This is a genomic window from Haemophilus paraphrohaemolyticus (assembly GCF_002015045.1).
Classification (GTDB): Bacteria; Pseudomonadota; Gammaproteobacteria; order Enterobacterales; family Pasteurellaceae; genus Haemophilus_A; species Haemophilus_A paraphrohaemolyticus.
The window spans coordinates 18,601-31,622 of the sequence record NZ_MUXX01000013.1 but is presented as its reverse complement, the minus strand read 5'-3'; the positions used below and the strand labels follow the sequence as shown (position 1 = coordinate 31,622).

11 protein-coding genes are annotated in these 13,022 nt (G+C 40.3%); 5 read left to right on the top strand and 6 right to left on the bottom strand.

The genetic code is table 11. The features are described from left to right. Nucleotides 1-66: 66 nt before the first annotated feature. From B0184_RS08055 to cpdB, 3 genes are all read left to right on the top strand, one after another. Nucleotides 67-4,440, top strand: coding sequence for a two-partner secretion domain-containing protein (locus tag B0184_RS08055; RefSeq protein ID WP_005709729.1), 4,374 nt, complete (start codon nucleotides 67-69; stop codon nucleotides 4,438-4,440). 79 nt (nucleotides 4,441-4,519) lie between these two features. After that, the gene (aphA, locus tag B0184_RS08050; protein ID WP_005709754.1) at nucleotides 4,520-5,227 is read left to right on the top strand and encodes an acid phosphatase AphA; all 708 of its coding nucleotides are present in this window, start codon (nucleotides 4,520-4,522) and stop codon (nucleotides 5,225-5,227) included. Nucleotides 5,228-5,318: 91 nt separating this feature from the next. Further along, the gene (gene cpdB / locus B0184_RS08045) at nucleotides 5,319-7,292 is read left to right on the top strand and encodes a 2',3'-cyclic-nucleotide 2'-phosphodiesterase (RefSeq protein WP_005709770.1); all 1,974 of its coding nucleotides are present in this window, start codon (nucleotides 5,319-5,321) and stop codon (nucleotides 7,290-7,292) included. Between the two features lie 86 nt (nucleotides 7,293-7,378). Here the strand turns inward: cpdB and B0184_RS08040 are convergent, their stop codons facing one another. The 6 genes from B0184_RS08040 to rsgA form a co-directional block, all read right to left on the bottom strand. Next, entirely contained in the window at nucleotides 7,379-7,771 is a 393-nt protein-coding gene (locus B0184_RS08040) for a MerR family transcriptional regulator (RefSeq protein ID WP_005709773.1), read from the bottom strand. A 24-nt stretch (nucleotides 7,772-7,795) separates the two neighbouring features. Continuing rightward, nucleotides 7,796-8,473, bottom strand: coding sequence for a cation diffusion facilitator family transporter (locus B0184_RS08035; protein WP_005709763.1), 678 nt, complete (start codon nucleotides 8,471-8,473; stop codon nucleotides 7,796-7,798). Nucleotides 8,474-8,865: 392 nt separating this feature from the next. Further along, nucleotides 8,866-9,222, bottom strand: a complete 357-nt coding sequence (locus tag B0184_RS08030; RefSeq protein WP_005709756.1) for a YcfL family putative periplasmic lipoprotein — start codon at nucleotides 9,220-9,222, stop codon at nucleotides 8,866-8,868. 1 nt (nucleotide 9,223) lies between these two features. Then, nucleotides 9,224-9,589 carry a purine nucleoside phosphoramidase gene (gene hinT, locus B0184_RS08025; RefSeq protein ID WP_005709740.1) on the bottom strand — a complete coding sequence of 122 codons (366 nt, stop codon included), beginning with the start codon at nucleotides 9,587-9,589 and terminating at the stop codon, nucleotides 9,224-9,226. A gap of 12 nt (nucleotides 9,590-9,601) precedes the next feature. After that, entirely contained in the window at nucleotides 9,602-10,198 is a 597-nt protein-coding gene (gene rnhB / locus B0184_RS08020; RefSeq protein WP_005709723.1) for a ribonuclease HII, read from the bottom strand. Nucleotides 10,199-10,201: 3 nt separating this feature from the next. Next, on the bottom strand, nucleotides 10,202-11,239 hold the full coding sequence (gene rsgA / locus B0184_RS08015; RefSeq protein WP_005709727.1) for a small ribosomal subunit biogenesis GTPase RsgA: 1,038 nt from the start codon (nucleotides 11,237-11,239) through the stop codon (nucleotides 10,202-10,204). Between the two features lie 123 nt (nucleotides 11,240-11,362). On the opposite strand from rsgA, the gene cysB reads away from it, so the two are divergent. Continuing rightward, nucleotides 11,363-12,346, top strand: a complete 984-nt coding sequence (gene cysB / locus B0184_RS08010; protein WP_005709783.1) for an HTH-type transcriptional regulator CysB — start codon at nucleotides 11,363-11,365, stop codon at nucleotides 12,344-12,346. A 9-nt stretch (nucleotides 12,347-12,355) separates the two neighbouring features. Then, nucleotides 12,356-13,000 (top strand): hypothetical protein, encoded by a 645-nt coding sequence (locus tag B0184_RS08005; RefSeq protein WP_005709725.1) that lies wholly within the window; start codon nucleotides 12,356-12,358, stop codon nucleotides 12,998-13,000. Nucleotides 13,001-13,022 lie beyond the last annotated feature (22 nt).

Sequence of the window (13,022 nt, the reverse complement as noted above, 5' to 3'; positions counted from 1 at the left end):
CCTATCCATTTTTGTTTTAATACGAGCATTTCTTATTTAGTTATGTTCCATTTTACGAGGTACAAAATGTCTAAAACTTACTCTTTAAGCAAAATTTCGCTCGCCATTGCATTCAGCATTGCGGGGCAATCTGCTTTTGCAGAAATTAGTGCGGCAGATGCCAACACACAAATTAGCAAAAAACAAGGCATTGAAATTATCAATATCGCCAATCCAAGTGCCGCAGGGTTATCGCATAACCGATATGATAAGTTTAACGTAGATAAATCTGGTGCTGTGCTAAACAATGCTCGCCAAAATGGTAAATCTCAACTTGCAGGCGATCTGAACGTCAACCCAAATCTCAAAACCCAATCCGCAAAAGTGATTCTCAATGAAGTGGTGAGTCGCAATTCTTCTAAAATTGCTGGTCAGCAAGAAATCTTTGGTGAAAAAGCCGATTATGTATTAGCTAACCCGAACGGCATTAGCGTGGAAGGAGGTGGTTTTATTAATACGCCTCGTGCTTCGCTTGTGGTAGGTAAGCCACAAGTCGCAGAGGGTAAACTTAAAGGCTATGATGCAACAGGCGATAACGCGTTAAGCACCAGCGGCAAAATTACCAGTTCTGGCGACATTGATTTAATCGCCCCGCAAGTGACCGTTGGCGGTCAAATTACCACCCGCGAAGGGGTGAATGTGATTACGGGAAAAAATAAAATTGCACGTGAAGATAATGGCACGCTTAAAATCACGACTACAGAGCGTAAAGGTCAAGTGCTAGATGGCAAAGTCGTGGGTAGTATTCAAGCAGGCAGAATTCGTATTCATTCAACCGATGATCGTGCGACTATCGCCGCTCAAGCGGCTAATTTACAAGCAAAAGAAGTGGATATTACCGCAGGCAATGCAAACTTAAACGGTAGAATTAGTCGTCATACAGATCGTGGTAAAGCAAAAATTACGCATCAAAATGGCGTACAGTCTCGCGATCATCAAAGTGGCTCAAGCGAAACCTACCAAGCAACCCGTGTGCAAACTGATCAATTTAACGTGAATGTCGGTGGTAAATTGAACATTTCAGGAGCAGATATTCAAGCCAAAAATAGCAATATTCTCGGTGGCAATGTACACTTAGGGGCAGAAAAAACCGTAAATTTACGTGAACACAGCAAAAACCAAAGCAAAGGCAGTTGGTATCGCAATGAACAAGAGAGCAATCGTGTTGAAACCACACACCGCACTACGATTGCAGGCGATAGTGTAAACATTGAAGCAACCAAAGGTAAAGTGACCACAGAAGGTGCAAAAGTTTCCGCAAAAACGACCGCTATTTATGGCGAACAAGGCGTGAATTTACGTGGTGCAAAAGCCACTACCACTCAAACGGCTCGTGCTGAATTTAAAAATGAAACTGCACGTTTAAAAACAGGTTTAAGTAGCCAAGATAGTAGCGTGCAGCACTACACTGCAACAGAATTAACGACCGAACAAGATCTTATTTTAGGCGGTAACGGCGACCTGTATTTAAACGGCGTCGTGGCAAATGTAGATGGTACATTGCTCGCGAAAAATAGCGGTTCGCTTTCATTCGGCTCAGAAAGATCTAGCGAAAGTTATAACCTCAGCGATGATATGCGTTTCTGGGGTGGTTTAGCAGGCTCTAAAACCGTTGGTACAGGTAGAAGTGCAGAAACTGTTCACGGGGCAGATATTACCGTGAAAGGCGATACGACTTTAGATGCAAGCCGTGGCGTGCATATTTCAGGCAGCCGTGTCGTAACGGGCGGTAATGGTGTGGTAAAAGGCAATGCAGGTGCATTAGTTATTGATAGCACTCAAGCGAAAACCACTGCAGTTGATTACGCTCGTCAAGGTACTATTTTTGATATTACCAAGGCTCGCCAAAGTAGCTATACACATACCTCTACTGCAAAAGGTTCAACTTTAAAATCAGAATCAAATCTCCAACTTTCTACCAACAAAAACGTGAGCATTGTGGGCTCAACCGTGCAATCTGCAGGGTTGCTCGATATTGCAGCAAAAAGTGGTATTGAAGTGAAAGGTGCAACTAACCATGTTCGTACGGAATCAAGCAAGGCTGGTTTTAGTTTCGCGGGCGGTTTCGACAGCCTCAAAACATCATTCCAACACGGGCATTTAACCGCAAATCTCAACCTTGATAATAACAAAGGTAAGCCAAGCGTGGATGCGGATGTTGAAATCAGCAAAGAGAAAAAAGCAGATGCTGTAAATGCAGAAGGTAAATTCCACTTGGGCTTGAACGTTTACAATAACAGCCAAAATAGTCACACAACAACGCATACAGGTTCAAGCGTAAAAGGTAATGATGTAGCATTGAATGCAAAAACTGTGACTGTTTCAGGTAGTGAAGTGGCGGCAACTCACGGTAATTTAGTCATTAACGCGGATAAAATCACGACACAAGCGGCCCAAAATCAAAGCATTAACAACAGCGTGAAAAACGAAGTGAATATTGGTTTGAGCGGCACCGTAACCGAGAACAAATTAAGTGCCACTTTAGGTGTTGGCGTAGCTCATTCCTTGAATTCAAGCGTGGAAAACAAAGCCCAAGTAAGCAAACTTTCAGCGGCAAATGATGTAAAACTTAATGCAAATCGCATTGAGCATCAAGGCAGCCAAGTGCAAGCAGGCGGAAATATTCAAGAAAATGCGAAAGAGGTACTCCACACTACTGCGAAAAATAGTACAAATAGCTTTGGCAATAATGTGAATGTTGATCTCACCGTGTCTGCGAGCATTGATAAATCCAAAGCTTTCAGCGTGGAAGCAGAACTTGCTGCAAAAGGTGGACGTGAAACCGTATCAAGCATAACGCATACCGCAACGCAGTTACAAGCAGGCAAAAATATCAGCGTGAATGCAAACCACATTCAAGATAATGCTACCCAATACAGCGCAGGAGAAACGGCACAATTTAATTCAAGCAGCCATCAATTTGTAGCAGTTGCAAATCGTGTTGAGAAAAACAGCCTTTCGGCTGGGGCGAGTTTAGGCGTTTCAGCCGATACTACCGACTTCCAACGCTTTAACGTTGCAGCAAAAGTAGGAGCAAATTACAATCAATCTGCTAGCCAAGAAAGCAATGCTGTGCAAGGCTCAATTAATGCGAAAAACGTGAACATTCACACAGGCAAATTTAATAGTCAAGCAAATATTAACGCAAGTGAAAATGTGAATATTCAAGCTCAAAGTGCTCAATTCAGCCAAGCAACAAGCAGTAAAACCCAATCAGGTGGTGGTTTTGAAGCGAAAGTAGGTGTTGGTGCAATGGTTGTGCCATCAGCAGGTGCAGCAGTTCCATCTATTGATTTAAGCCTTTCTGCAAATGGTAAAAACGGCAACCAAAGCCAAGCGGTGACGAACACCATTGCGGGTAAAAACGTAAATGTGCAAACACAAGGCGTATTGAATTTGCAAGGCACAAACGTGCAAGCGGTTGAAAATGCTCAACTTTCTGGCAAACGTGTGAACATTACAGCGGGCAATAATCACGTTCAAAATGTGGCAGCCTCTGTCGCAACAGGCGTGAATATTGGAGCTAAAGTAGCAAATGCAGGCTTTAATACAAATGTAGGCGTAAACACTGAAAACAGCCAAACGCACACAGGCGTGGCAGTAAACGGTAAAAATGTGAGCATTCAAGCTCAAAACGGAGTGAATTTAAAAGGCGTGACCTCAACCTCTGAACAGCTCAATCTTAATGCAGGCAAAGGCAATTTAGCGTTAACGGCAGCAACAGATAGCGTGAACAAAACTGATGTTTCAGTAGGCTTAAAACTAGGTGGTGGCGTGGCTGAACAAAAATGGGCTCCGTCTTCAGGTAGCGGCCATCTTGCTGTGAATGTGGTGCGTAATGAAACATATACCGAAACCACTCTCAACACCGATACAGCTAAAATCAATGCTGGTGGTGATGCGAAATTTATCGGTGGCTCTGTCAATGCTAACCAGGCAAGCGGTACGATTTCAGGCGACTCTCACAGTGAGCAATTAGCCAATAAAGTCAATGAAGTAAGTGTAAGCCTTGCTGCGAATGGTAGTGGTAAACTTGCTGTACCAACTACAGATAAGTGGGCAGAAGCAGCAAAAAATGACTGGAATAACGGTTCCATTGCAGGTGTGAAAGCGGATGCAAAATTAGAGGTTAACGCTAAACATCAGCAAACAGCAACTAATGCTGGCATGAATGCAACACAGGATACAGTTGTAGTCAAAGGTGTGAAATCTCGTACTGAGATGAAAAATCATCATAGTCGCCAAATACATTTTAAAGCGGAAGCTACTACAGCGATAAAAAAACAAGTTGAAGCAAAAATTCCTGAAAAAGTAAGACAGGTAGTAAAACCAATACGTGCAGTAAATTTACAACTTATTAAAAATAATAAGGTAAATTATAAAGTACGTGTAAGACACTAAAACCCATCAAGCAGTCAATTTTTGTGAAACTTTTCACGGAATTGACCGCTTATTTCAATCATAAAAAAGAGGATTCTTTATGAACAAATTAACTAAACTCTCATTAGCAGTCGTTATCGGTAGTTTAATGATGCCAGCATTTGCGTCTAAAACTGAGCCTTACACTCAATCAGGCACTAACGCCCGTGAAATGTTGGTTGAACAACCCATTCACTGGATTTCAGTTGATCAAATTAAAAAAGAATTAGAGGGCAAAGCACCGATTAATGTGAGCTTTGACATTGACGATACCGTGTTATTTAGTAGCCCTTGCTTCTACTACGGTCAGCAAAAATACTCACCAGGCAAACAAGATTACTTAAAAAATCAAGACTTCTGGAATGAAGTAAATGCAGGGTGTGATAATTACTCAATTCCAAAACAAATTGGTGCCGATTTAATCAAAATGCACCAAGAGCGTGGCGACCAAATTTACTTTATTACGGGTCGTACAGCAGGTAAAACCGATGGCGTAACCCCTGTATTACAAAAAGCATTTGATATTAAAAATATGCATCCAGTGGAATTTATGGGCGGTCGTGAACGTACGACAAAATATAATAAAACCCCTGGTATTATTGCCCATAAAGTGACTATCCACTATGGCGACAGCGATGATGATATTTTAGCCGCGAAAGAAGCGGGTATTCGTGGTATTCGTCTAATGCGTGCGGCAAACTCAACTTACCAGCCAATGCCAACTTTAGGCGGTTATGGCGAAGAAGTTTTAATTAACTCAAGCTATTAAAATAGTGTTGAATGATCTTAAAATAGGATAAACATATTTATGTGGGCGGATTTCTATCCGCCTACTTTTTCAAAATTTTTGTGGAGTTTTTATGATGAACAGACGTAATTTTATTCAAATTGGTGCGACCAGTCTTCTTGCATTAAGTGTAAACCGTTTTGCGATGGCAAAAGGAAAGAGCGATATTGATCTACGCATTGTGGCAACAACAGATATTCATAGTTTCTTAACTGATTTTGACTATTATAAAGATGCACCAACCGATAAATTCGGGTTTACTCGTGCGGCAAGCCTTATTCGCCAAGCACGTGCTGAAGTAAAAAATAGCGTATTAGTAGATAACGGTGACCTAATTCAAGGTAATCCAATTGCAGACTATCAAGCTGCACAAGGCTATAAAGAAGGCAAATCTAACCCTGCGGTCGATTGTTTAAATGCGATGAATTATGAAGTGGGTACATTAGGTAACCACGAATTTAACTATGGTTTAGATTATTTAGCTGACTGTATCAAACAAGCTAAATTCCCAATTGTAAATGCCAACGTAGTAAAAGTCGGAACTGAAGAACCTTATTTCACACCTTATGTCATTCAAGAAAAATCTGTGGTGGATAATAATGGCAAAACACATAAATTAAAAATAGGTTATATTGGTTTTGTACCGCCACAAATTATAGTTTGGGATAAAGCGAACCTTCAAGGTAAAGTGGAAACCCGTGATATTGTAAAAACAGCACAAAAATATGTCCCTGAAATGAAGAAAAAAGGGGCAGATATTATCGTTGCATTAGCTCACACTGGCCCGTCTGATGAACCATACAAAGAAGGTGCTGAAAACTCTGCATTCTATTTAGCGGATGTTCCACATATTGATGCGGTTATTTTTGGTCACTCACACCGTTTATTCCCAAATAAAGAATTTGCGAAATCACCAAATACAGACATCGTAAATGGTACCGTAAAAGGCGTACCAGAAAGTATGGCTGGCTATTGGGCAAATAATATCAGTGTGGTAGATTTAGGTTTAACAGAACACAAAGGTAAATGGATTGTGACTTCAGGCAAAGCGGTGCTTCGTCCAATTTATGATGTAGAAACCAAAAAAGCACTCGCAAAAAATGACCCAGAAATCACCGCTCTTTTAGCACCAGTTCACGAAGCAACACGTAAATTTGTGTCTCAACCTATCGGCAAAGCTACAGACAATATGTATAGTTACCTTGCATTAGTACAAGATGATCCAACCATTCAAATTGTAAACCAAGCACAAAAAGCATACGTTGAAAAAGTGGCACCAAGTGTGGCAGAAATGACTGGTTTGCCTATTTTAAGTGCAGGTGCTCCATTTAAAGCGGGTGGTCGTAAAAATGACCCAACAGGCTATACCGAAGTGAACAAAGGTGAATTAACTTTCCGTAATGCGGCAGACTTATACCTTTATCCAAATACGCTAGTGGTTGTTAAAGCGACAGGCGAACAATTAAAAGAATGGTTAGAATGTAGTGCTGGTATGTTTAAACAAATTGACCCTACAAGTGATAAACCTCAATCATTAATTGATTGGGAAGGGTTCCGCACTTATAACTTTGATGTGATTGATGGTGTCAATTATGAATACGATCTAACCAAACCTGCACGTTATGATGGTGAATGTAAATTGATCAATCCAGAATCACATCGCGTAGTAAATTTAACCTATCAAGGTAAACCAGTTGATCCAAAAGCAGAATTTTTGATTGCAACGAATAACTATCGTGCTTACGGCAATAAATTCCCAGGTACTGGTGATAAACATATTGTTTATGCTTCGCCTGATGAAAGCCGTCAAATTTTGGCTGATTATATTAAAGCAACCAGTGAGAAAGAGGGTTCAGTCAATCCAAATGCGGATAAAAACTGGCGTTTTGTGCCTATCACAGGTAACGATAAATTAGATGTCCGTTTTGAAACATCGCCAAGCGAACAAGCGGCGAAATTTATCGCTGAAAAAGCACAATATCCGATGAAACAGGTGGGTACTGACGAAATCGGTTTTGCCGTGTATCAAATTGATTTATCTAAATAATAATTAGAAAAATAAAATGCCGCCTGAATATAAAAATTTAGGCGGCATTTTTTCTTCCTAAAGAGCGGTCAAATTTCTGAGTATTTTTACAAATTGCATTCGCTTTTCAATCCTTCTATTGCTTTACATTCCTCTTCATTATGTTCACTTTCGGTAACAATTGACTGTAAAAAATCTTTAATTTCTAATAATTGAGATATTTTATTTTCCACTTGAATAAGTTGATTAAGTACTAATTGATCTGCTTGATAATGATCTTTCATACTAAATTTAATACGATTGAGTGCCTTAATATTCTCTAAAGAGAAACCCAACGTTCGACATTTTTTGATAAATTTTAATTGTTCTACACTTTCTTCATCATAATATCGATAACCATTAGCCAATCGCTTAGGTGGCTGTAATACTCCTTGCTTTTCATAGTAGCGGATAGTTTCAATATTAGTATGCGTAGATTTACTTAATTCGTTAATTTTCATTATTTCCTCAAGCAATTTTTTACTTTAATGAGAATGATCATCTAATAAGAAATTTGTATTACTATCATACAAGGATTTAACAGCTCTAGAAACTGTGGAAATACCGCTGTATAAGACAAAAAGACTTAAAATACCACTAGCGACTACATCAACCCATTGCCAATTTAACCAATAAGCACTTATTCCTGCAATAATAGCAACAACCGAACCAAATAAATCTACTAAAACATGCAAATATGCTGCACGAATATTCAAATTATGGCGATTACTTTTTAGCATTATAAAAGCTACCAACAAATTAATCCCACACCCTAGTAAAGCTACACCTAACATTGGCAAAGCGGCTATTTCTATCGGAGCCTGCCAACGTGTTATAGCCTCGATGAAAATCCAAATAGAGACCCAAACTAATGAAATTCCATTGATTAAAGCGAACCATTTTTGCCATCTTAGACTTAAAAATAACCCAATCCATGCTAAAAAAATAGATAAACTATCATTTGCCATATGCCCAGCATCAGCCATCAAAGTAAGGCTGTTAAACCAATATCCCCCTAGAAATTCAACAACCATATAAAAGGTAATAATTGCAAAACTAATGCCTAATACCATTTTATTTTTAGAGATTTGACTATGAGGGCAAGATGCATGTTGCTGATATTCTTTAGGAGTATCATTTTTTACTATAGAAACTTCTTTCATTTTATTTTCTTAACTATTTGATTTACTTTGCAAGAATCATAAAGTCTGTAGTAACTACAATGTCAAGTCATAAAACGTACATTTAATCAGGTGCTGACGTAGACTCGATACCCAAACCAATTCAACGATTTTGTTTTACCGAAAAGCCAGTTTTAGCTAAATTTAACTTTGTTTTTAAGTTGGCGTTGAAATCTCGCCAATTTGACGAATTACTTACACAACTAAATACGAAAGATCGGGCGAAATTATTGAATTTTGTTGAAGCTATGGTGGAATGGAAATAAGAAAAATAATTGAGCGGTAGTAGATTGATTTGTTGAGAGTTGTAAATAGATAAGCAAAACGGCACGAAAGTGCCGTTTTTATTCTATATGTCTATTATGCCTTTATATCTACGGTTTTAAATAAACCCGATAATTTTCACTCTCTTCTGTTGGCTTTTCCAACTCAATTTTCATCGTTTCTTTTGTTCGTAAAGTAACGGGCTGCCAAGTTTGTGGCGAGAGTTCTGCGGCTTGAGTTACCCCTTTGCCGTCATACCAAAACAATTTATAAGCAAAATTAACCGCTTGTTCGCTTAGGTTTTTAATCGTTAAATAGTCTGATTTTGCCTTCACGTCCAAAGTTGCATTTAAGCTTGAATCAATGTTCACAATTGGGCTTGATTTTGGCGTGATGTAGCTTTGTGGATTACTACCACAAGCGGTCAAAAAGAGAGAAAAAATGGCTAAAGATAAAAATTTACGCATTTTATTTACTCAACATTTTGCCTAATGGCTCGCCACCGACTAAGTGCATATGGATATGGAAGACTTCTTGCCCACCGTGGGCGTTGCAGTTCATAATTAAACGGTAGCCATCTTCGGCAATGCCTTCTTCTTTAGCAAGTTTTGACGCCACAGTAATTAAACGACCTAGCACAAGCTCATCTTCTGCGGTTACGTGGTTAAGCGTTGGGATGAATTTGTTTGGGATGATTAAGATGTGTGTTGCCGCTTGTGGTGCGATATCGCGGAAAGCGGTCACTAATTCATCTTGGTAAACGATATTCGCAGGGATTTCTTTGCGAATGATTTTGCTGAAGATGGTTTCTTCGTAGGTTTTTTCTGTAGTCATTGTTAGTTCCTCTTATTTTAAATTTAATGCTTTTGCCACTGGTGCAAAACTTTTGCGATGATATTGGGTTGCACCAAGTTCGGCAAGTTTTTCAAAATGCAGTTTGGTTGGGTAGCCTTTGTGTTTGGCAAAACCGTATTCGGGGAATTGTTGGTCTAGTTCGTCCATCTCTTGATCGCGGGCGACTTTTGCTAAAATCGAGGCTGCACTAATCTCTTTTACCAAACTATCGCCTTTTACGACCGCTTGTGCGGGAATAGAAAGACTTGCTGGCACGCGGTTGCCATCGACAAGCACAAAATCAGGCTGAATGCTTAAGCCATCTACAGCACGTTGCATTGCAAGCATCGTTGCGTGCAGAATATTAAGTTCATCAATTTCTTTGGGTTCAGCTCGTCCGAGTGACCAGCATAGTGCTTTCGCTTTAATCTCTTCAGCAAGGGTGAGGCGTTTCTTCTCGCTTAATTTTTTCGAATCTGCCAAGCCTTCAATCGGGTTATTAGGGTCTAAAATTACCGCAGCGGTCACAACTGCCCCGACTAACGGGCCTCTGCCTACTTCGTCCACACCTGCGATGAGCTTGGCGTTGGGATATACAAATTCTGTCATTTTCTATAAATTTTCTGTTCTAAAATGGCGTTGGCTTTTGCTTTCGTTTCTGCTTTCGATCAAGCGGTGATAATTTTCAAAACGGATAGGATCGATCTCGCCTTTTTCGACTGCCTCTCGAATGGCACAACCTGGATCACTGCCGTGTTTGCAGTCTCGGAATTTGCAGGTACCGAGTACGCTTTGAAACTCGCGGTAGCCGTCAGTAATTTGGTTCGGCTCTAAATGCCAAAGCCCAAATTCGCGAATCCCTGGTGAGTCAATCAAATTCCCACCAAGTGGCAGATGATACAAGCGTGAAGCGGTGGTGGTGTGTTGCCCCAAGCCTGAAACATCGCTGACAGCACCTGTTAAAGCATTGATCTCTGGCAAAAGTTGGTTGATGAGGCTTGATTTACCTACGCCCGATTGCCCCACGAAAATAGAAGTGCCTTGGCGTAAATAAGCGTGCAGAGCTTCCATATTTTCGCCTGTGTCGGCTGAAAGCATCAAGGTTTCATAGCCAATTTTTTCGTAAATGGCTAACTGTTTTTTGACCGCTTGTCGCTCTTCTTCAGAGAGTAGATCAACCTTATTGAGCACGATTAACGCAGGAATATTTGCCGCTTCACAAATGACCAAATAGCGATCGATAATGTTGAGCGAGAGCGTTGGCAAGACGGCAGAGACAATAATAATCTGGTTGATGTTAGATGCCATTACTTTGATGCCATCGTAGAAATCGGGACGGCTGAGTTCGTTTTTGCGCGGGTAAATCGCTTCAATCACCCCGCTAATGCCTTGTAGTTGTTCATTACCAAGTCTCCAAGAAACCTGATCGCCAACCACCACATTTTTCAGAGTACGACGTAAGTTACAGCGATAAATCTCACCTTGTTCGGTTTCTACATCAGCATGTTTAGCGTGACGGGTGACCACCACTCCTTGCTGCACTTCGCCTAACATTTCATCTTGCCATTCCACCTCTTTTTTCGAGATTCTTTTATGGTGGTTGGATTGAATACGGCGTTGCTGGTTTTGGGTTAATCTTCTTTTGCTCAAAAGGATTTCTCATCAAAAATAAAATTGGGGCTAGCATACTAAAAATTAGCCTAAATAGCTAATTGAAACCGCCAATCTTTTCTTATAACATTAAAGCATAAAAATCAGCCCGCAAGGAAGAATATGAAACTACAACAACTTCGCTATATTGTCGAAATCGTCAATCAAAACCTTAACATTACCGAAGCGGCGGATGCCCTTTATACTTCACAGCCTGGAATCAGCAAGCAAGTGCGACTGCTGGAAAGTGAGCTTGGCATCAATATTTTTGAGCGAAACGGTAAGCACATTAAAGACTTAACCCCCGCGGGTGAGAAAATTGTAGCGATTTCGCGTGAGCTTTTGGTGAAAGCGCAAAGCATTCGAGCTGTGGCAGAAGAACAAACTCGCCCAAATAGTGGCGTGCTTCGCATTGCCAGCCCGAATACGCAAGCTCGTTATGTGTTACCCAGTGTGATTGAACTTTTCAAGGCGAAGTATCCGAACGTGAGTTTGCATCTGCACCAAGGTTCACCGACGCAAATTTACGATGCATTGATGGCGGGCGAAGTGGATTTAGCGATTACGACCGAAGCACAATATCTGTTTGAAGATGCGATTTTACTCCCTTGCTATATGTGGAACCGCTCGGTGATTGTCAAGCCTGATCATCCGCTCGCAAAATATGTGAACCAACCAGAACAATTAACTGTCGAAGAGCTCGGAAAATATGATTTAATCACCTACACTTTCGGCTTTACGGGGCAGTCGGATTTGGACAAAGCCTTTAACAAAGAGGGGATTTTGCCGAATATCGTCTTTACCGCAACCGATGCAGATGTGATTAAAACCTATGTACGTATTGGCTTGGGAGTAGGCATTATGGCTTCAATGGCGTACACGGAAAGCGACAGCGATTTGGTCGCCATTAACGCCAGCCATCTGTTCCAGTCAAGCATGACGCAGATTGCCTTTAAACGTGGCACATTCTTGCGCAACTATATGTATGATTTTATTAACTATTTCTCTCCGCATTTAACCCGAATGCAGGTGGAACAAGCTGAACAACTGCGAGATAATACCGCCATTATGCGAATGTTTGACCACACACAATTGGAAGAAAAATAAGGAAAACCAATGACATTTTTCAAAAAAATCGCCTTTACTGGTGTTGCAATTTTTTCAATGATTTCGACCGCTTACGCGGAAAATTTCAACATTAAATATAGTTCAAACTATTTAATGCCCGCTTATGTGAACTTTAAACATGACAGCGGAAAATATGAAATTCAATCAAAAATCAATATTCCACTCTATAGCATTGTATTTACGGCAAAAGGCACAGAGAAAAATGGTATCTTTAATATGTTAAGCTACCGAGACACCCGTAACGGTAAAACTTATGCATTAGCGGAAATTGATAGCAAAAATATTCAATACGGCAAAGCGAAAGAGCCGCTTAAAACTGAGCCTTTAACCATGCCAACTTTTGACTTGTTTACGACGGCATTCCAGTTAAGCTACTACGATAAATTGCCAACCAGCTTCCAAACCACAAACGGTAAAAAACTCTATCCAACACCGAATGTGAATCTAAACAAAACACAAAAAGCGGTCACGCAAAATGGTAAAACTTATCAAGAAATTACCTATAGCTTCACAACCGCAGATCACAAAGCGATTACAGTGAAAAAATTCGAGGGCGAAAAATTCCCTCGTTTTATCTCTTACAATCGCGATGGCGATAATTATGAGTTGAAGTTTGATAGCTTTGTAAAATAAATTCTATTTAATGATTCCTAAT